The organism is Rathayibacter sp. VKM Ac-2835 (assembly GCF_013266705.1).
Classification (GTDB): domain Bacteria; phylum Actinomycetota; class Actinomycetes; order Actinomycetales; family Microbacteriaceae; genus Rathayibacter.
This window is the reverse complement of the sequence record NZ_JABSNQ010000001.1, coordinates 1,214,334-1,232,004: the sequence shown is the minus strand read 5'-3', so window position 1 is coordinate 1,232,004 and position 17,671 is coordinate 1,214,334. Positions and strand designations below refer to the sequence as shown.

Here is a 17,671-nt window from a genome sequence, read left to right as displayed (position 1 = left end):
CATGGGTGACCTCTTCGACGGATACGGGTCCCAGAAGGTCGAGCGGCCCCGCACGGGCGCCTCACCCTGGGACGAGATGTTCGCCGATGTCGCGGCGACGAGCGGCCCCGCCGGCGTCCGCGACTCCTACCGCGACATCTACTCCTCGCTCGCGCGGATGACGCAGGAGGAGCTGCGCGGTCGCACCGATGCGCTCGCCTCCTCCTACCTCGCGCAGGGCGTGACCTTCGACTTCGCGGGCGAGGAGCGGCCCTTCCCGCTCGACGCCGTCCCGCGCGTGATCGAGAGCGCCGAGTGGAACGAGGTGCAGAGCGGCATCAAGCAGCGCGTCCGCGCGCTCGAGGCCTTCCTCGCCGACGTCTACGGCCCGCAGAACGCGGTGAAGGACGGCGTGATCCCCGCCGCCCTGCTCTCCAGCTCCAGCCACTTCCACCGCCAGGCCGCCGGGATCGAGCCGGCCAACGGCGTGCGGATCCAGGTGTCCGGCATCGACCTGATCCGCGACGAGGTCGGCGACTGGCGGGTGCTCGAGGACAACGTCCGCGTGCCCTCCGGCGTCTCCTACGTCATCTCGAACCGCCGCGTGATGGCGCAGACGCTGCCCGAGCTGTTCGTCTCGATGCGCGTGCGCCCGGTCGGCGACTACCCCAACCGCCTGCTCCAGGCCCTGCGCGCCTCCGCCCCCGAGGGTGTCGACGACCCCACCGTCGTCGTGCTCACCCCCGGCGTCTACAACTCGGCCTACTTCGAGCACACCCTGCTCGCGCGGCTGATGGGCGTGGAGCTCGTCGAGGGGCGCGACCTCTTCTGCACCGGCGGCAAGGTGTTCATGCGCACCACCTCCGGCCCCACCCGCGTCGATGTGATCTACCGCCGCGTCGACGACGAGTTCCTCGACCCGCTGCAGTTCCGCGCCGACTCGATGCTGGGCTCGCCGGGTCTCATGCTCGCGGCCCGCCTGGGCAACGTCACGATCGCGAACGCGGTCGGCAACGGCGTCGCCGACGACAAGCTCGTCTACACCTACCTGCCCGACCTGATCCGCTACTACCTCTCGGAGGAGCCGGTGATCAAGAACGTCGACACCTGGCGCCTGGAGGATCCCGGTGCGCTCGAGGAGGTGCTCGACCGCCTCGACGAGCTCGTCGTGAAGCCGGTCGACGGCTCCGGCGGCAAGGGCCTCGTCGTCGGGCCGGCCGCCTCCGCGAAGGAGCTGGCCGAGCTGCGCTCGCGGCTCCAGGCCGACCCGCGCGGCTGGATCGCCCAGCCGGTGGTGCAGCTCTCGACGATCCCGACCCTGGTCGACGACGGGATGCGGCCGCGGCACGCGGACCTCCGTCCCTTCGCGGTCAACGACGGCAAGGACATCTGGGTCCTGCCCGGCGGTCTCACCCGGGTCGCGCTGCCCGAGGGCCAGCTCGTCGTCAACTCGTCGCAGGGCGGCGGCTCGAAGGACACCTGGGTCGTCGGACTCGAGGGCCAGCAGACCGCCGAGCCGGACGCCCACGACATCTCGGGCCTCGTCGAGGACCAGGCCGCGGTGACGACGTCGATCCCGATCGTCTACCCGCTCAACCACACGCCCGACCAGTCGCCGCAGGACGCGGCCAACCACGACCAGGACCAGCAGCAGCAGCAGACGCTCGCCGCGGGGGAGGACGCCTGATGCTCTCCCGGATCGCCGAGTCGCTGTTCTGGATCGGCCGCTACATCGAGCGGTCGGACGGCACCGCCCGCATCCTCGACGTCCACCTGCAGCTCCTGCTCGAGGACCCGTGGATCGACGAGGACACCGCCTGCCGCTCCCTGCTGTCGGTGATGGGCTCCACTGCCCCGGACGACATGAAGGAGGTCACTCGCGCCGACGTGCTGACCATCCTCGCGATCGACCGCACGAACCCCGCCTCGATCGCCTACTCGCTCGGCGCCGCCCGCGAGAACGCCCGCCGTGCCCGCGAGATCGTCTCGACCGAGCTGTGGGAGTGCCTGAACACCACGCGCACCCGGATGCCCCGCCGCGTCACGGGGGAGCGGGTGTCGGAGTTCTTCGGCTGGGTGCGCGAGCGCTCGGCGCTCGCCGTGGGCATCATCGAGTCGGCCACCTCGCGCGACGAGGCCTGGCAGTTCTTCACCCTCGGCCGCTCGATCGAGCGCGCCGACATGACCGCCCGGCTGCTGGCGACCCGGTCGCTGACCGAGGCGAGCGGTCCGTCCTGGACGACGATCCTGCGCTCCTGCGGGGCGTACGAGGCGTACCTCCGCACCTACCGCGGCGTGCCGAGCGCGCGCAACGCGGCGGAGTTCCTGCTGCTCGACCGGCTCTTCCCGCGCTCGATCCTCTTCTCGGTCTCGCGCGCCGAGATGTGCATGCGCGACATCGAGCCGCGCACCGGCCGCGTCGGCCACACCGGCGACGCCCAGCGGGTGCTCGGCCAGATCCGCAGCGAGCTGGAGTACCGGCCGATCGCCGAGATCCTCGAGGACCTGCCCCGGCACATGGACAGCGTGCAGGAGGCGACCTCGTCGGCCTCCGAGGCGATCCGGCAGCGCTACTTCCCCACCAATGTCATGCCGAGCTGGATCGGGGAGGCGCTGTGAGCAGGCTGCGCATCACGCACACGACGGGGTTCACCTACCGGGGCGATGTCGTCGCGTCCTACAACGAGGCGAGGATGCTCCCCGCCTCCTCGGACGGGCAGCTCGTGCTCTCGTCCAACCTGGTCATCCGCCCGGTCACCTCGGCGCACACCTACACCGACTACTGGGGCACCCGGGTCTCGTCCTTCGACGTGCTCGACCCGCACCAGGAGCTCTCGCTCACCGCGACCTCGCTCGTCGAGATCCGGCCCAAGGCGCACCCCGACCACCCCGTCGGCTGGGAGCAGCTCGACGACCAGGTCCAGACGCTGACCGAGTACGTCGAGCAGCTCAAGCAGACCAACCGCACCGCCCCGCCCGAGGACCTCGTCGAGCTGGCCCGCCGGCTGGCCGACGCTGCGGAGGGCCCGTGCGACGCGGCCCTGTCGATCGCCGAGACGATCGGTCGTGAGATGACCTACCGCCAGGGCGTCACGGGTGTGCACTCGACGGCGACCGAGTCGTGGACCGCCCGCGAGGGCGTCTGCCAGGACATCACCCACATCGTCCTGGGCGCGCTGCGCTCGACCGGCATCCCCGCGCGCTACGTCTCCGGCTACCTGCACCCCAAGCCGAACGCCGCGATCGGCGAGACGGTCGTGGGGGAGTCGCACGCCTGGGTCGAGTGGTTCTGCGGCGGCGCCTGGCGCGGCTACGACCCGACCAACCTGATCGACATCGGCGACCGCCACGTGATCGTCGGCCGCGGCCGCGACTACAACGACATCGCCCCGCTCCGCGGCGTCTACGCCGGGCCGCACTCCTCGAAGCTCTTCGTCCGGGTGGAGATCACGCGCGAGGCGTGAGGGCGGGGGTCGTCACGAGGGCGACCTCCTCCTGGGCGGCGGGCTCGCCGGCGCGGGCGCGGCGGCGGGTGCGCAGGTACCAGCCGAGGCCGACGCCGGCGGCGAGCGCGCCCGAGGCGGCGCCGACCAGCATCGCCCAGCGCGGGCCGTAGGCGTTGGCGACCCAGCCGATCAGCGGAGCGCCGATCGGGGTGCCGCCCATGAAGATCGCCATGTAGAGCGCCATGACGCGGCCGCGCATCTCCGGGGTGGTGGAGAGCTGCACGTAGCCGTTCGCCGAGGTCATCAGCGTCTGCGCGGCGATGCCGACGAAGGGCAGCAGGATCGCGAACGCCCAGACGGTCGGCATCAGGCCGGCGAGGGCGAGCGCGACGCCGAAGGCCGCGGCGGCGCCGACGATCAGGCGCAGCCGGGGGCGGTCGCGACGGGCCGAGAGCAGGGCGCCGACGACCGAGCCGACGGCGATGGCGGAGGAGAGCAGGCCGAACTCGCTGGCGCCCATGTCGAACTCGACCGTCGCCATCGTCGAGGCGAAGATCGGGAAGTTGAGGCCGAAGGTGCCGATCAGGAAGACGATCGAGAGCACGACCACGATGTCCGGCCGGCGCGAGACGTAGCGGAAGCCCTCGAGCAGGGCGCCGGGGCCGCGGGTCGCCCGGGGAGCCGAGCGCAGCTGCTCGCGGTGCAGGAAGCGCAGCGAGACCAGCACGGCGACGAAGCTCGCCGCGTTGAGGAGGAAGACCCAGCCCGAGCCGACCGCGGCGATCAGCACGCCCGCGAGGGCCGGGCCGATCATCCGCGCGGAGTTGAAGGAGGCGGAGTTCAGCGAGACGGCGTTGGAGAGGTCGCGCTCCTCGACGAGGGCGGAGACGAAGGTCTGCCGCACGGGGGCATCGATCGCGGCCGCGAAGCCCAGGAGCAGCGCGAAGACGTAGACCATCCAGAGCTGCACGATCCCCGTCACCACGATCAGCCCGAGCCCGAGGCCGAGCACGGCCATCGCGGCCTGCGTGGCCATCAGGAGCTTCCGGCGGTCGAAGCGGTCGGCGATGAAGCCGGAGAAGGGGACCAGCAGCAGCTGCGGGCCGAACTGCAGCGCCATCGTCACGCCGAGCGCGGTCGCGTCGTGGTCGGTCAGATCGTTGATGACGATCCAGTCCTGGGCGGTGCGCTGCATCCAGGTGCCGATGTTCGAGACCATCGCGCCGGCGAACCAGATCCTGTAGTTCGGCACGGCGAGCGAGCGGAACATCGCGCTCATCGGTCGGCCACCTCGCGCAGCAGGGCGGCGGCGTCGTGCAGCAGCCGGCGCTGAGCGGGGTCGAGCTCGCGGAGGCGGGCGATGAGCCAGGCGTCACGGCTGCGCCGCACGTCGAGGACCAGCTCGGAGCCGCGGGCCGTCGCGCGGATGCGGGTGACGCGGCCGTCGCTCGGATCGGCGAGGCGCTCGACGAGTCCGTCGTCGGCGAGGCAGCCGACGGTGCGGGTCATCGAGGGCGGACGGACTCGCTCCGCCTCGGCCAGCTCGCCGAGGGTGCGCGGGCCCTCGCGGTGCAGCAGCGCCAGGACGCCGAACTGCGCGTCGCTCAGCTCGTGCTCCGCCTTCTCCTGGCGCAGGCGGCGGCCGAGCCGGCCGACGGCGATGCGCGTCTCGCCGGCGAGGGCGGGGAGGTCGGTGTCGGGCGAAGTCACATAGTTAGCCTAACAAAAGAATTGAGCGGATGCATGCTGGCGACCAGCTCGCGCAGCCGGCGTATCGAGACCTCGGGGCCGATCCCCCCCCCGTTGTGGCCACGCCGTCCGCGACTGCTAGGCGGGCCGGTCGGCGCTCAGTACGGTCGGGGGAAGACCAGGCCGGGGACATCTCGCGTACGGTGACCTGGTCCGATCGGCCGCCCGACCCGGAAGGGCGGCTCCCGCGCCCCCGGCCTGGCCTCCGCCTCCCGTCGTTCCGCGACGGCAGCGGGACCCGGGTCAGGCCCGACGGGCCGTGCGCACCGCGCCGACGCTCGCGACCACGACGAGGGCGATGCCGACCGCCTCGATCGCGGTCAGCCGCTGGCCCAGGACGAGGAAGCCCGAGAGCGCCGCCGCGCCGGGCGCCAGCGCCATCAGGATCGAGAAGGTCGACGAGCGCAGCCGCCGCAGCGCCAGCAGCTCGAGGGCGTAGGGCAGCGCCGAGGACAGCACGGCGACCGCGAGCCCGAGCAGCAGCACCGGCGGCAGCACCAGCGCGGGGCCCGCCGTGGCGATGCCGAACGGCAGCGAGACGATCGCTCCGGCCGTCAGTGCGAGCGCCAGCCCGTCGAGCCGCGGGAAGCGCCCGCCGGTGCGCCCGGCGAAGACGATGTAGGTGGCCCAGAGCGCGGCGGCGCCGAGGGCGAAGGCGACGCCGACGGGATCGAGCGAGGAGAAGCCGCCCTGGGAGAGCACGACGACACCGCCGAGGGCGAGGGCGGCCCAGAGCAGGCTGACGAGACTCCGGCCGGCGATCACCGAGAGCACCAGCGGCCCGAGCACCTCGAGCGTCACCGCCGCTCCCTGCGGAATGCGGGCGATGGCCTCGTAGTAGCAGGCGTTCATGCCGCCGAGGGCGAGACCGTAGGCGCCGACGGTGGCCCAGTCGGAGCGCGAGTAGCCGCGGACCCGCGGCCGGCAGACGACGAGCAGCACCAGCGCCGAGAAGACCAGGCGGAGCGTCACCGTCCCGATCGGGCCGGCGGCGGGGAAGAGCAGGACGGCGAAGGACGCGCCGAGCTGGACGCTCGCGATCGAGCCGAGCACGAGTCCGATCGACCCCGCGCTCACCCGGACGGGCGGGACGGCGTTCAGCTCGAGCGCCGCTGCTTCTGCACGGGAGGGACGTTGTAGCCGAGCAGGCCGACGCCGGTCTCGTCCCAGAGCAGGGTCGTCAGCGAGACGTTGTCGACCGAGGGGAAGGTGTGGCGGTAGGTCTCGGGGTTGATGCCGAGGTAGGCGCAGAGCAGCAGCCGGATCAGGGTGCCGTGCGCGACGACGAGCACCCGGCCGTCGGGGTGCTCGCGGTGGATCCGCGCCAGCGCCGTGTTGGCGCGCGCGACGGCGTCGAGGCCCGACTCGCCGCCGGGCATCGGCTGGATCGCGGGAGCGGCCACCCAGGCGCGGTACTCGTCCGGGAAGCGCTTCTCCATCTCGGCGTTGGTCAGCCCCTCGCCCTGGCCGAAGTCGACCTCGACGAGGGCCGGATCGAGCTGCACCTCGAGGTGGGCGGCCCGGGCGGCGGGCACTGCGGTGCGCACGGCGCGGACGAGGGTGGAGGAGTACACGGCGTCGAGCTCGGCGTCGACGGCCCAGGAGGCGAGCGTCGCCGCCTGGTCCTGGCCGAGCGGGGTCAGCGCGATGTCGGAGGAGCCCGCGTAGCGGTTCTCGGCGTGCCAGACGGTCTCTCCGTGCCGGGCGAGGATCAGGGTCGTCACCGGACGAGCCTATCGAGGCCGCCGCTGGGAACCCGACCGGTCATGCCGCGCGCACGTCGTAGTGGGCGTCGACCAGGACCGGGAGGTGGTCGGAGACTCCCTGCGGCAGGGTCGAGACCCGCTCGATCCGGACCGAGTCGCTGATCGCGAAGTCGAAGTGACCGCTGAAGTAGCGGTAGCGCGCGTAGGTCGGGGAATCGCTCCGCGACACCAGGTAGCCGTTCTGCGTCATCTTGCGGTCGAGTCCGCGGAAGAACCAGGGGTAGTTGTAGTCGCCGACCATCAGCGACGGCGTCTCCGGGGCGTACTCGCGGAGGCGGTCGAGTGCCTCGCCGATCTGCTTGCGGCGCAGCGCGTTGCCGGCCGAGAGCGGGGCGGCGTGGAAGGAGGAGACGGCGATCGATCCGCCCTCGCGGTCCTCGAGCCGGACGGCGAGCAGACGCTCGTGAGCGGGGGACATCACGCGGTCGTGCATCGACTTGCTGAGCTCGAACGCGGCGCTGCCGAGCAGCTCGAAACGGGCGTGCGAGTAGTAGACGGCGAGGCCGAGGCGGTTGCGCGCGGTCACCGAGGCGAGCCGCAGATCGCCGAGCTCCTGCGGGAGCTTCGTGGTGTCGCACTCCTGCAGGCAGAGGACGTCGACGTCGTGACGGGCGGCGAGGGGGGCGATCTCGCCGTGCGCCCGGTGCTCCCGGAGGTTGTAGGAGATCACCCGGAGGGCGCGTTCGTTCGGCTGCATTGCGCCAGTGTAGGGCCGTCGGCGGGGGCCTCCGGCGACGTTCCGGCGAACACGGAGGGACGGCGGAGGGCCCCCGCGCCTCCCGGCCGGCGCAGTGCCGGTGAGGAGGTGCGAGGGCCCCGGGAGGGTCGCGCTCAGTGCCCGGCAGTGCCGGACGCGTCGGTGCCGTCGGCGGTCTCCGCGTCGGTGCCGTGGACGCCGTCGGTGGGTCCCCAGTCGGGCAGGGGCGGGTTCTGCTCCTCGCCCGCGGCGTCGACGCCGTCGGGTCCGTCGGGGGACGGGCTGCCCACCTCGTCGAGTCCCGCGGGGGTGCCGGTGCCGGTCGTGCCGGTCGTCTCCTCGGGGTCGACGGGAGTGGTTTCGATGTCGTTCTCGGAGCTGCTCATGGGGCAACGCTAGGACTCCGCCGAGCGGCCCGGAAGCCCCTTGCATCTCATCGAGAAGCCGCTCCTCGTCGGCCGTCGTCCCACTGACGGGGGACGGGCTCCGCGTGCTCGCGTCGGACCGGGCGTCTCGCGACGATCGAGCCGGACCACCCGTCACTGTCGCCGGGGTGGCGCCGCACCCCGCGCTCCTCGACCGGAAGGCCACACCGTGACCCACGACTCCTCGCCCCGCCCCGATTCCGACCGCCAGGTCACCCGCCGCTCCGTCACCGCCGCCGCCGCGTGGACCGTGCCGGTCGTCGCCGTCGCCGTCGCCACCCCGTCCGCTGCGGCGTCGATCGTCGATCTCGGCGCGTACGCGCTCCGCGGCACCTGCGGCACCCTCGGTCTGCTCGGCCCCGGCTTCCTGCTGCAGGCGGGCCCCACGGAGCCGCTGCCGACCGGCACGACGATCATCATCACCGGTTCCGGGGTCGCCAACATCGGCGTCTTCTCGGTCTCGGGCGGCACGGCCACCGTGACCGTGCTGAGCAACACGTCCCGTCAGATCACCCTGACGGCCCCGCTGCCGGCGGGAGCGACCATCGCCGTCCGCACGACGCTCTCGATCAGCGTCGCCTTCCAGCTGAACGCCGTCTCGACGCTGCCCTCCGGCTACACCGGGACCGGCTCGAAGACGGCGGCGAACGTGTCGAGCACGCTCATCCTCTGCTCCGCGAACTGACGCGCGGAACGGCGAAGGCCCTCCTCCTCCTTCTCGGAGGGGAGGGCCTTCGCCGTTCGTGCGGTGTGGAGCGCCGGCTCAGCGCCCGTAGGCGCCGGCGGCGGGGCAGTCGAACGGGTCGCCGCCGGCCGAGAGGCCCACGCGGTTGAGGTAGCGGACGACGATGCCGTACGACTCGAGCAGCGAGGTCTCGGTGTAGGGGATCTGGTGCGTCGCGCAGTACTCCTTGGCGATGACCTGGGCCTCGCGCAGGGCGGGGCGGGGCATGTTCGGGAAGAGGTGGTGCTCGACCTGGTAGTTCAGGCCGCCCATGAAGTAGTCGTTGAACCAGTTGCCGCGGATGCTGCGCGAGGTGAGGACCTGGCGGCGCAGGAAGTCGACGCGCGCCTCCTTCGGCAGGATCGGCATGCCCTTGTGGTTCGGGGCGAACGACGCGCCCATGTAGAGGCCGAAGACGGCCATCTGCACGCCGACGAAGGCGAAGGCCATGCCGAGCGGCAGCGCCCAGAAGACGACGGCGAGGTACAGGCCGACGCGGGCGACGAGCATCGAGATCTCGACCCAGCGCTTGTCGACCTTGCCCTTACCGAACACGGTGCGGAAGCCGTGCAGGTGCAGGTTGATGCCCTCGAGCAGCAGGAGCGGGAAGAACGCGTAGCCCTGACGGCGGGTCAGCCAGGCGTACGCGCCGCGCGAGCGCGCCGCGTCCTCCGGCGTGAACGACACGACGTCGCGGACGATGTCCGGGTCCTTGCCGAGCACGTTCGGATTGGCGTGGTGGCGGCTGTGCTTGTTCATCCACCAGGAGTAGCTGATGCCGACGACGAGGTTCGCGAGCGTCCGGCCTGCGACGTCGTTGGCCTTGCCGGACTCGAACACCTGGCGGTGCGAGGCCTCGTGCGCGAGGAAGGCGAACTGGGTGAGGACGATGCCCAGCGCGGCGGCGAGCAGCAGCTGGAACCAGGAGTCCCCCAGCAGGACGAAGCCGGTGACGATGCCGCCGAGGGCGAGCGTCAGCACGGAGAAGAGGATGTAGTAGAAGCCGCGGCGGCGGCGGAGCAGCCCCGCGTCGCGCACGGTGCTCAGGAGACCGGAGTACTCGGTCGTCGGGTTCGTGTTGCCCTCGCCGCGGGGGCGGGTGCGGACGACACGGGGGGAGGCCTGGACCCGGGGGGAGGCCTCGACCCGGGGGGCGGTGGGGACGTTTCCGTCGGACAGTGCGGTGGGGGTGCTCATCGGCGCCTCGCTCGTTCGGGGTGGCCGTCCTCGTCGACGGCCGCTCGGTGAGCGATCCCCGGGAGGTCCGGGTCCGCTCATGGTGTTCACCGCGCCGGTAGGGGCCGGACGAGGCTGCGGCCAACCGGGTTCCGGGGCGACCGAGGTCAACACTATGGGGTGCCGTGCGGCCCCGCATCAGGGCGATTGCCAGTCTTCGAGAGGCATGCCGGAGGGGGTATGCGATGAGGAGAACTCCGGGCCGATCAGGGGATCGTCGGCCCGGAGCCTCCTCAGCGGTCAGGAGCCGATCGAGTCCTGGGGGCGACCCGTCTTGAGCGCGGCCAGGCGGGCCTCGACCTCGGTCATCTCGCCGAGGTCCTCGAGGGACTCGAACTGCGCGTCGAGGCTCGACGAGGCGAGCTCCTCGGCGCCTCGGACGCGGGCCTCCTCGCGGCGGATCTTCTGCTCGAAGCGGCTCACCTCGCTGGTCGGATCCATGATGTCGATGCTCTTGATCGCGTCCTGGACCTGCGACTGGGCCTCGACGGTCTTCGAGCGGGCGATCAGCTCGTCGCGCTTGGACGAGAGCTGGTTCAGCTTCTCGCGCATCTGGTTCAGGCCCGACTTGAGCTTGTCGACGACCTCGGTCTGCGAGGCGATGGTCGGCTCGGCGTCCTTCGCCTCCTTCTCGGACTGGATCTGACGGGTCAGGGCGACCTTGGCGAGCGCGTCGAACTTGTCGGCGTCGCCGGCGTTGCCGGTGGCGCGCAGCTCGTCGGCCTTGCGGCTCGCGGCGAGGGCCTTGCCGCCCCACTCGTCCGCGTTCTGCACGTCCTCGCGGTAGTCGTCCTCGAGCAGGCGCAGGTTGCCGATGGTCTGCGCGATGGCGGCCTCGGCGTCGCGGATGCTGTCGGTGTAGTCGCGGACCATCTGATCGAGCATCTTCTGCGGGTCCTCGGCCTGATCGAGGAGCGCGTTGATGTTGGCCTTCGCGAGCTGCGCGATGCGACCGAAGATCGACTGCTTCTGAGCCATGGTGTCTCTCCTTGGGTGAGGGGCTTGCGGGCGGGGGCCGAGCGGATGCGGGCCCGGGGTCTGTGAGCGGGGGTCGTCGGATCGAGCGGGTGGTCCGGAGCGGGTCAGAAGCGTCCGCCGCCGCCGCGACGGCCTCCGCCGCCACCGCCGCCGAAGCCGCCCCCGGAGGAGCGACGGGAGCCTCCGCCGCCGAAGCCACCACCCCCGAAACCGCCGCCCCCGAAGCCGCCGGAGCGGTAGCCGGAGCGTCGGCCGCCGCCGCCGCCGAGGAGCGACTCGACGAGGATGCCGCCGAGGAAGGCGCCGGTGGTGTTGCCGCCGTAGCCGCCGCCGAGACCGGGGGCGGAGTAGGCGCTCGCGTCGGAGCGGGCGGCCTGGAGCGCCTGCTGCGCGAGGGCGGAGGCGCGCTGCGCGGAGGCGAGCGCCTCGGCCGGATCGGTGGCCGCGATCTGCGCGGCGTACTCCGCCGAGCGGGCGGCCTCGGCGACCCGGGTGCGCGCCTGCGAGCCGACGGCCCCGCGACGGGCGGCGATGAAGTCCTCCGCGGCGGAGACGCGGCTGCGGGCGGCGCCGATCTCGGCGGCGAGTGCGGCCTGTCGGCGCTCGCGCTGCGCCTGGGCGTCGCGGTAGCCGCCGACCGCCGCGTCGATGGTCGCATCGGCCGCGGTCAGGCGCTCCAGCAGTGCGAGCGGGTCCCGCGGGCCCGCGGCGGCGTCGCGCTCGACGGCGTCGAGAGCGGCTTCCGTCGTAGCGACCGCGGACTGCACGTTCGCGACGAGGGGCGCGCTCGCGGCGTCGGCGGAGTCGCCGGCCGCGACGATCGCGCGGCCCTGGGCGGCGTCGGCGCGGATCTCGGCGACCCGGCCGGCGAGGGTGCGCTCCGCCTCCTGCAGGTCGGTGGCGCGGGTCGCGACGGCGTCCAGGAGGCCCGAGGCCTGCTCGGCCGCCTGCTGGCCCGCGCGCAGCAGCACGGCCGCGCGGCCCGAGTCGCCGGCGGTGAGCGCCGTCCGCGCCTCGGCGACCTGGTCGTCGGCGAAACGGAGGCGGTCCTCCGCCTGGTCGGCGTCGTCCTCCACATCGTCGATCGCCGTCGGGGCGTAGCGGGTGGAGAGGTCGGCGAGCAGGGCGCGGGTGGGGGAGAGGCGGGCCCGGACCTCCGCGGCGCGCGCGGTGAGGCGGGCGGCCACCTCCGGGGCGTTCTTCTCGAGGGCGCGGAGCTCCTCGAAGGCCTCCGCCTTCTCGTCCAGCACCTGCTCGGCGTCGGCGCAGAGCTGGAGGATCCGGCCGTAGCCGTCGCGGCGCTCCTGATCGGTCTCCGGCTCCGCGTCGTCGAGCCGCTGCTGCAGGGCGAAGGCCTCGCCGAGGAGGCGCTTCGCGGTGACGAGCGCCTCGCGGAAGGGGCCGGTCGCGTCCGAGCCGAACTGCGCCTCCGCGAAGCCGACCTCCTGCTCGCTGGTGCGCACGGCGTCGTCGGCGTGCACGAGGGCGGAGCCGGAGCGGGTCGCGAGCTCGTCGATCGACGCCTCGACCGCCTCTGCTGCCTTCCGGCGGCGCGCGCGGCGGACGAGCAGCCAGACGATCACGCCCACGACGAGCAGTGCGGCCAGCACGGCGAGGACGACCAGGAGGCCGGAGCCGAGCGACTCGCCCGCGCTCGGCGCGTCGAGGCGGGTGCCGATGCCCTGGGCTGCCGCGACGGCGGCGCCCGCCCAGTCGCCGTCGACCAGCTGCGGCTCGATGTCGTCCGTCTCCAGCGCGGAGACCTGGCCGGCGTCGAGGGCGAAGCCGTTGTCGACGGACACCTGGTACTGCCGGGACTCGATCGCCACGGCGAGGAGCACGTCGTTCGTGCCGAGTCCGTTGAGCTCCGCGGTCGCGTCGGACCAGCGCTCGTCGCCGGTGGTGCCGGTGAAGGTGTCGACGTAGGCGACGAAGAGCTGGACGCTGTGCTCCTGGTAGAGCTGGGCGGAGGCCGCCTCGATGTCGCCGATCTCCGCGGAGCTGAGGACTCCGGCCGAGTCGAGGACGACGGAGGAGCCGAGGGTCGCGGGCGGCTCAGCGGCTGCGGTGGCGGCCGGCACGAGCGCGAGAGCGGCGCCGGCGAGCAGGGCGAGGAGCGCTGCGATCGGCGATCGGCGGGCGCCCCGGCGGGCCGCGGCCCTCGTCGGGGATGAATCGTTCGGCATCGCGCACTCCCTCGTCGTTCGCCTCCCGAGTGTAGACAGCCCGGGTGTCACCCGAGCGAGGGCTGTCCGTGAGGAGGAGAGCGGGGGAGTGCGTGACGGAGCGTCCGTGCTGATCGAATAGCCCGCGCAGCGGGCGCATCGAGATCCACCGGCGCCAGCAGGCGGGTCTGCAGGCCACCCTGCTGAGGACGGCGGGTCTCGATACGCCGCTCCGCGGCTGCTCGACCGGCAGGACTCGCGCGATCACTCGATTCGAGCGGGGGCCGTTCGTGTCGGCGGCTCCGACCGCCGCCTCGTCGAGCAGGTGACCCTATCGGCCGCGCAGGTCCGGGTCGGGCGAGACGGAGAACGTCCAGGGCAGGTCGCGGAACTCGCCGTTCTCGAGTACCGCGAGCAGAGCGAGACGCATCCTCTCGACGGTCTCGTCATCGGCCAGGATGCCGATCGTGAACTCGGTGAGCTCTGCAGACATCTGCTCGTCTCCTTCATCCGGCGCAGGGAACAGCAGGACTGTAGGCCGGGCGACGAGCGGCCGTCCCGGATGGCGTGAGGTGCTGTCGCGTCGTGCTCCTCTGCATGCTGATCGAGTAGCCCGCGCAGCGGGCGTATCGAGATCCGCCGGTGTCAGCGGGCCGGTCTGCAGGCTTCTCTGCTGACGGCGTCGGGTCTCGATACGCCGCTCCGCGGCTACTCGACCAGCATGTTCCGCGCGACGCTCCTCTCGACCTGAGGGCGATGTGGCCGCCCGGCGCACCGTGAGTGGGAGAACGCCGGGAAGCGGAATGCGCGCGGGGCGGGCGCCGTTGCCTCCGGGGTGCGTCCCGGGAACGGTGACGCGCCCTCCCCCCGCTCTCCGATCGAAAGGCGATCCGTGGATCCCTTCTCCCCCCTCACCGCCGGCGACCTCGAGCTGCCGAACCGCCTCGTGATGGCGCCGATGACGCGCCTGCGCGCCGACGAGCAGGGCGTCCCCGGCGCCCTCATCGCCGAGCACTACGCCCAGCGCGCCTCCCTCGGCCTGATCATCAGCGAGGGCGTCTTCCCGAGCGCCGAGTCGAAGGCGTACCCGGGCCAGCCCGGCATCGTCACCGCCGAGCAGGCCGAGGGCTGGAAGGGCGTCGCGGACGCCGTGCACGCCGCCGGCGGCCGCATCGTCATGCAGGTCATGAACGGCGGGCGCGTCACGCACACCGACGTCACCGGCACCGACCGCATCGTCGCGCCGAGCGCCGTCGCGATCGACGGCGAGGTCCGCGTCCCGAGCGGGGAGAAGAAGCCGTTCCCGGTCCCGCACGCGCTGACCACCGAGGAGCTCGCCATCGTTCGCGACGAGTTCGTCGCCGGTGCCCGCCGCGCCGTCGACGCCGGCTTCGACGGCGTCGAGGTGCACGGGGCCAACGGCTACCTGCTGCACGAGTTCCTCTCGCCGGTCTCGAACGTCCGCACCGACGCCTACGGCGGAAGCCCCGCCGCCCGCGCCGCGTTCGTGGTCGAGGTCACCCGCGCGGTCGCCGAGGAGATCGGTGCCGGCCGCGTCGGCATCCGCCTCTCGCCCGCGCACAACATCCAGGACGTCGTCGAGACCGACGAAGCCGACGTGCGCGCCACCTACGAGGCGGTCGTCGACGGCCTCGCGCCGCTGGGCCTCGCCTACCTCAGCGTCCTGCACGCCGAGCCCGCCGGCGAGCTGGTCCAGGACCTGCGCACCCGCTTCGGCGGCGTCTTCGTCGCGAACAGCGGCTTCGGCAGCCCGACCTCCCGCGAGGAGGCGACCGCGCTGATCAGCGACGGCCACGCCGACGCCGTCGCGGTGGGCCGTCCGGTCATGGCCAACCCCGACCTCGTCGAGCGCTGGCAGGGCGGCCACCCCGAGAACGAGCTCGTCCAGGAGACCGTCTACGGCGGCGGCGCTGAGGGCTACACCGACTACGAGCGCCTCTCGGCGTAGTCACCCGCCGCTCGCCCGGCACGATCGGAAGGCCCGCTCCCTCACCGGGGAGCGGGCCTTCCTGCGTTCTCGTCGCCGGCGCGAGTCGCGCCCAGCGCGGGGTTCGCCTGGACGGGCCGCGTTTCGCGACAGCACTCGAAGGAACCATACGCAGATGGTATTCCTTTTCGAGCGGGAGCTTTCTCCCGTGGTGGGGGAGGACTCGAACCCGCCGGCTGCTGACCAGGATCGGGCAAAGATGTCATTCCGTTCACCGCTCAAGAAGACCGTCCTCGCCGCGATCATCGCCGTGGCAGTCCCCGTCGGTGCAGGCACACCTGCGGAAGCGGCGCCGTCGGTCTGCAACCGTCAACTTCCGAGGACGTCGACGGAATCCGATGGCGTCCCCGGAACGAACTTCTGGAAGCTCCTCCAGTGCTACGCCGCCGATGGCGGCTACAGCGGCCCGATCGATGGAGACCTCGGGCGCAACAGCTGGGTCGGCGTGGAGAGGCATCTCAAAGGCCAGCTCTTCTACTCCTCCGGGTCCTTCCCCGGCGTCCTGGATCAGGAGACGACCCGGGGGCTCGAGCGTTTCGGCGGTCACTACGGCAGCGGCCGCGCGACGGTCAACGGCTCGCTCGGCCCGGAGGACTACCGGGACATCGCTCAGGCACTCAACAACAAGTACGGAGCATGAGGCAGAAGTACCCGGACGGCTGGGCCTTCGTTCGAGTTCCGGCTTCTGACGCAGATGCGGTCGAGTGGCGGTCGCGCGGAAGCGCACGGAAGCGACGGAGTCGCCGCCTGTGAGGCGCTCGAGTGCGGTGCCGGTCCGGCACGGCCGGCTGCGCCGAAGGTCCGCGGCGCGGGATGTGGTGAGGGTCGCGGTCTCCGTGGTCGCCGTGCTCGTCGTGGGCTGCGGGTCCGTGGGCGCCATCGCGGCGGCGAGCATCGGCCGCACCGTCGCGGAGAACGCCGTCGATCTCGACGTCGGAGCGGCACTGTCCGCGTCGGCGACGCCGCGTCCGATCGGCGAGATGGAGGGCGGCTTCAACCTGCTCGTCGTCGGGGCGGACAACGATGCGGCGCAGGGCGACGAGTACGGCGGCAGGGACGCGACGCTGAACGACGTCAACATCCTCCTGCACGTCGCGCGCGACCACCGGAGCGCGGTGGTCGTCTCGCTGCCCCGCGACCTCCTCGTCGACCGGCCGGTGTGCACCGACCCGGAGACGGGGGTCGTCACGGCGGGGGAGGGCGACGTGCCGCTGAACTCCACGTTCTCGGCCGGCGGGCTCGCCTGCGTCAACCGCTCGGTGGAGCAGCTGACCGGACTGGACATCCCCTACGCCGGCTGGATCTCCTTCCAGGGTGTCATCGAGATGAGCGACGCGGTGGGCGGCGTCGACATCTGCTTGACGGGAGCCGTGCGGGACACGGATTCGGGGCTCGATCTCCCCGCCGGGACGAGCACGGTCTCCGGTGCGACAGCGCTCGCGTTCCTGCGGACGCGGCATGGCGTCGGGGACGGCAGCGACCTGGCGCGGATCTCGTCGCAGCAGCAGTTCCTGTCCTCGCTGATGAGGAAGGTGAAGTCGTCCGGCACGCTCTCGGACGCCGGCGCCCTGTACGGACTGGCGCATGCGGCGTCGCACGCGATGCACCTGTCGACGTCGATGACCGAGCCCCGGACATTGATCGGGCTCGCCCTCACGCTGAAGGACGTGGAACTCGATCGGCTGGTCTTCGTGCAGTACCCGGGCAGCACCGGCGACCCCGAGTTCCCCGGGAAGGTCGTGCCGGACCCGTCGCTCGGCCCTGACCTGATGGCGAAGGTGCGCGACGACGTCCCCTTCACCCCCGCGGCGCCGCAGGGAGTCGAGGGGGCGGAGGGCGGCGCCGAAGAATCGCCCGCGGTGCCGGAAGCAGCCCCGCCCGTCGCGACCGGCGCCGTCGCGCCGGACGCCGATCCGCTCCCTGGCGTCACCGGTCAGAAGGCGTCGGACCGCACGTGCGCTGTACCGGCGGAGTGAACTTCGTCATCGGCTCGGCACGCAGGAAGGCCCGCGCCCTGGAGGGGAGCGGGCCTTCCTGCGTTCTGCGTCCGATCAGTCGAGGTCGAGGCCGCCCTTGAGCTCCTGCTCGACCTGCTCGACGGTCTGCGGGTCGCCGTGCTCGACATCGGACTCGTCGGCGGCGTCGCCGCGGCGGCCCTCGCCGACGGCGCGGATCGAGGCCAGCTCGTCGGCGAGCGCCGGGTCCTCGGTGCGGCCGGCGGCGCCGTCGTCGGTGCTCACGACTCGATCTCTCCCGCGGAGACGGCCTCGGCGTACTTGCGGAGGTCCGGGCCGGGCTCGAAGTCGATGAACTGATCTTTCAGTCGTGCGTTCAGCTCGGCGAAGACGTCCTCCCAGGGCTCGCCCTTCTTGGTCTTCGCGAGGTCGAGCACCGCCTCGCGGAGGACCCTGTCCGAGTCCTCGAGGATCTTGTCGCGGGCTTCGTCGTTCCAGCGGATGTCCTGTGCTTCCATGCCTCGACCGTAGGTGGGCGGCCCG

At 72.4% G+C, this 17,671-nt stretch carries 19 protein-coding genes; 7 read left to right on the top strand and 12 right to left on the bottom strand.

Features of this window, described 5'->3' with window-relative positions; translation table 11 throughout:
* The first annotated feature begins 1 nt into the window (after nucleotide 1).
* From HRK28_RS05820 to HRK28_RS05810, 3 genes are read left to right on the top strand one after another with little or no spacing between them, the layout of a single operon-like run.
* Nucleotides 2–1,666 (top strand): circularly permuted type 2 ATP-grasp protein, encoded by a 1,665-nt coding sequence (locus HRK28_RS05820; RefSeq protein WP_173250674.1) that lies wholly within the window; start codon nucleotides 2–4, stop codon nucleotides 1,664–1,666.
* A complete protein-coding gene (locus tag HRK28_RS05815; RefSeq protein WP_123444951.1) occupies nucleotides 1,666–2,598 on the top strand; it encodes an alpha-E domain-containing protein in 933 nt (310 codons plus the stop codon). Before HRK28_RS05820 ends, HRK28_RS05815 begins: the two co-directional genes overlap by 1 nt.
* Nucleotides 2,595–3,443 carry a transglutaminase family protein gene (locus HRK28_RS05810; protein WP_123444952.1) on the top strand — a complete coding sequence of 283 codons (849 nt, stop codon included), beginning with the start codon at nucleotides 2,595–2,597 and terminating at the stop codon, nucleotides 3,441–3,443. The genes HRK28_RS05815 and HRK28_RS05810 overlap by 4 nt, the downstream gene beginning before the upstream one ends.
* Here HRK28_RS05810 and HRK28_RS05805 read toward each other — a convergent pair.
* The 6 genes from HRK28_RS05805 to HRK28_RS05780 form a co-directional block, all read right to left on the bottom strand.
* A complete protein-coding gene (locus tag HRK28_RS05805) occupies nucleotides 3,427–4,704 on the bottom strand; it encodes an MFS transporter (protein ID WP_173250673.1) in 1,278 nt (425 codons plus the stop codon). The genes HRK28_RS05810 and HRK28_RS05805 overlap by 17 nt on opposite strands.
* Entirely contained in the window at nucleotides 4,701–5,135 is a 435-nt protein-coding gene (locus tag HRK28_RS05800; RefSeq protein WP_160087449.1) for a MarR family winged helix-turn-helix transcriptional regulator, read from the bottom strand. The genes HRK28_RS05805 and HRK28_RS05800 overlap by 4 nt, the downstream gene beginning before the upstream one ends.
* Before the next feature lie 282 nt (nucleotides 5,136–5,417).
* On the bottom strand, nucleotides 5,418–6,251 hold the full coding sequence (locus HRK28_RS05795; protein WP_244231776.1) for a DMT family transporter: 834 nt from the start codon (nucleotides 6,249–6,251) through the stop codon (nucleotides 5,418–5,420).
* Between the two features lie 20 nt (nucleotides 6,252–6,271).
* Complete coding sequence (locus tag HRK28_RS05790; protein ID WP_160087451.1) at nucleotides 6,272–6,898, bottom strand: histidine phosphatase family protein; 627 nt, start codon at nucleotides 6,896–6,898, stop codon at nucleotides 6,272–6,274.
* 40 nt (nucleotides 6,899–6,938) lie between these two features.
* Nucleotides 6,939–7,637 (bottom strand): endonuclease/exonuclease/phosphatase family protein, encoded by a 699-nt coding sequence (locus HRK28_RS05785; RefSeq protein WP_160087453.1) that lies wholly within the window; start codon nucleotides 7,635–7,637, stop codon nucleotides 6,939–6,941.
* 134 nt (nucleotides 7,638–7,771) lie between these two features.
* A complete protein-coding gene (locus HRK28_RS05780) occupies nucleotides 7,772–8,023 on the bottom strand; it encodes a hypothetical protein (RefSeq protein ID WP_173250672.1) in 252 nt (83 codons plus the stop codon).
* 208 nt (nucleotides 8,024–8,231) lie between these two features.
* Here HRK28_RS05780 and HRK28_RS05775 point away from each other — a divergent pair, with 208 nt between their 5' ends.
* Nucleotides 8,232–8,747, top strand: a complete 516-nt coding sequence (locus HRK28_RS05775) for a hypothetical protein (protein WP_173250671.1) — start codon at nucleotides 8,232–8,234, stop codon at nucleotides 8,745–8,747.
* A 78-nt stretch (nucleotides 8,748–8,825) separates the two neighbouring features.
* Here the strand turns inward: HRK28_RS05775 and HRK28_RS05770 are convergent, their stop codons facing one another.
* The 4 genes from HRK28_RS05770 to HRK28_RS05755 form a co-directional block, all read right to left on the bottom strand.
* Nucleotides 8,826–9,983 (bottom strand): acyl-CoA desaturase, encoded by a 1,158-nt coding sequence (locus HRK28_RS05770; RefSeq protein ID WP_160087457.1) that lies wholly within the window; start codon nucleotides 9,981–9,983, stop codon nucleotides 8,826–8,828.
* A 279-nt stretch (nucleotides 9,984–10,262) separates the two neighbouring features.
* Nucleotides 10,263–11,000, bottom strand: a complete 738-nt coding sequence (locus HRK28_RS05765; protein ID WP_160087459.1) for a PspA/IM30 family protein — start codon at nucleotides 10,998–11,000, stop codon at nucleotides 10,263–10,265.
* Nucleotides 11,001–11,104: 104 nt separating this feature from the next.
* Complete coding sequence (locus tag HRK28_RS05760) at nucleotides 11,105–13,186, bottom strand: TPM domain-containing protein (RefSeq protein ID WP_173250670.1); 2,082 nt, start codon at nucleotides 13,184–13,186, stop codon at nucleotides 11,105–11,107.
* A 310-nt stretch (nucleotides 13,187–13,496) separates the two neighbouring features.
* Nucleotides 13,497–13,658 (bottom strand): hypothetical protein, encoded by a 162-nt coding sequence (locus HRK28_RS05755; protein WP_160087463.1) that lies wholly within the window; start codon nucleotides 13,656–13,658, stop codon nucleotides 13,497–13,499.
* Nucleotides 13,659–14,057: 399 nt separating this feature from the next.
* Here HRK28_RS05755 and HRK28_RS05750 point away from each other — a divergent pair, with 399 nt between their 5' ends.
* The 3 genes from HRK28_RS05750 to HRK28_RS05740 all read left to right on the top strand — a co-directional run bounded on the left by HRK28_RS05750 (nucleotide 14,058) and on the right by HRK28_RS05740 (nucleotide 17,149).
* The gene (locus HRK28_RS05750; RefSeq protein ID WP_173250669.1) at nucleotides 14,058–15,134 is read left to right on the top strand and encodes an alkene reductase; all 1,077 of its coding nucleotides are present in this window, start codon (nucleotides 14,058–14,060) and stop codon (nucleotides 15,132–15,134) included.
* 154 nt (nucleotides 15,135–15,288) lie between these two features.
* Complete coding sequence (locus tag HRK28_RS05745; protein WP_123444964.1) at nucleotides 15,289–15,813, top strand: hypothetical protein; 525 nt, start codon at nucleotides 15,289–15,291, stop codon at nucleotides 15,811–15,813.
* 196 nt (nucleotides 15,814–16,009) lie between these two features.
* The gene (locus tag HRK28_RS05740; RefSeq protein ID WP_217274401.1) at nucleotides 16,010–17,149 is read left to right on the top strand and encodes an LCP family protein; all 1,140 of its coding nucleotides are present in this window, start codon (nucleotides 16,010–16,012) and stop codon (nucleotides 17,147–17,149) included.
* A 75-nt stretch (nucleotides 17,150–17,224) separates the two neighbouring features.
* Here HRK28_RS05740 and HRK28_RS05735 read toward each other — a convergent pair whose 3' ends face one another.
* Nucleotides 17,225–17,413 carry a hypothetical protein gene (locus HRK28_RS05735; RefSeq protein ID WP_160087469.1) on the bottom strand — a complete coding sequence of 63 codons (189 nt, stop codon included), beginning with the start codon at nucleotides 17,411–17,413 and terminating at the stop codon, nucleotides 17,225–17,227.
* Nucleotides 17,410–17,646, bottom strand: a complete 237-nt coding sequence (locus HRK28_RS05730; protein ID WP_173250667.1) for a hypothetical protein — start codon at nucleotides 17,644–17,646, stop codon at nucleotides 17,410–17,412. The genes HRK28_RS05735 and HRK28_RS05730 overlap by 4 nt, the downstream gene beginning before the upstream one ends.
* Nucleotides 17,647–17,671: the final 25 nt, after the last annotated feature.

Excerpts from the sequence above, each read along its gene's own strand:
- HRK28_RS05805 (WP_173250673.1), bottom strand. The coding sequence starts at position 4,704 with ATGAGCGCGATGTTCCGCTCGCTCGCCGTGCCGAACTACAGGATCTGG.
- HRK28_RS05815 (WP_123444951.1), top strand. The coding sequence starts at position 1,666 with ATGCTCTCCCGGATCGCCGAGTCGCTGTTCTGGATCGGCCGCTACATC.
- HRK28_RS05760 (WP_173250670.1), bottom strand. The coding sequence starts at position 13,186 with ATGCCGAACGATTCATCCCCGACGAGGGCCGCGGCCCGCCGGGGCGCC.
- HRK28_RS05730 (WP_173250667.1), bottom strand. The coding sequence starts at position 17,646 with ATGGAAGCACAGGACATCCGCTGGAACGACGAAGCCCGCGACAAGATC.
- HRK28_RS05770 (WP_160087457.1), bottom strand. The coding sequence starts at position 9,983 with ATGAGCACCCCCACCGCACTGTCCGACGGAAACGTCCCCACCGCCCCC.
- HRK28_RS05820 (WP_173250674.1), top strand. The coding sequence starts at position 2 with ATGGGTGACCTCTTCGACGGATACGGGTCCCAGAAGGTCGAGCGGCCC.
- HRK28_RS05745 (WP_123444964.1), top strand. The coding sequence starts at position 15,289 with ATGGTATTCCTTTTCGAGCGGGAGCTTTCTCCCGTGGTGGGGGAGGAC.
- HRK28_RS05755 (WP_160087463.1), bottom strand. The coding sequence starts at position 13,658 with ATGTCTGCAGAGCTCACCGAGTTCACGATCGGCATCCTGGCCGATGAC.
- HRK28_RS05785 (WP_160087453.1), bottom strand. The coding sequence starts at position 7,637 with ATGCAGCCGAACGAACGCGCCCTCCGGGTGATCTCCTACAACCTCCGG.
- HRK28_RS05780 (WP_173250672.1), bottom strand. The coding sequence starts at position 8,023 with ATGAGCAGCTCCGAGAACGACATCGAAACCACTCCCGTCGACCCCGAG.
- HRK28_RS05765 (WP_160087459.1), bottom strand. The coding sequence starts at position 11,000 with ATGGCTCAGAAGCAGTCGATCTTCGGTCGCATCGCGCAGCTCGCGAAG.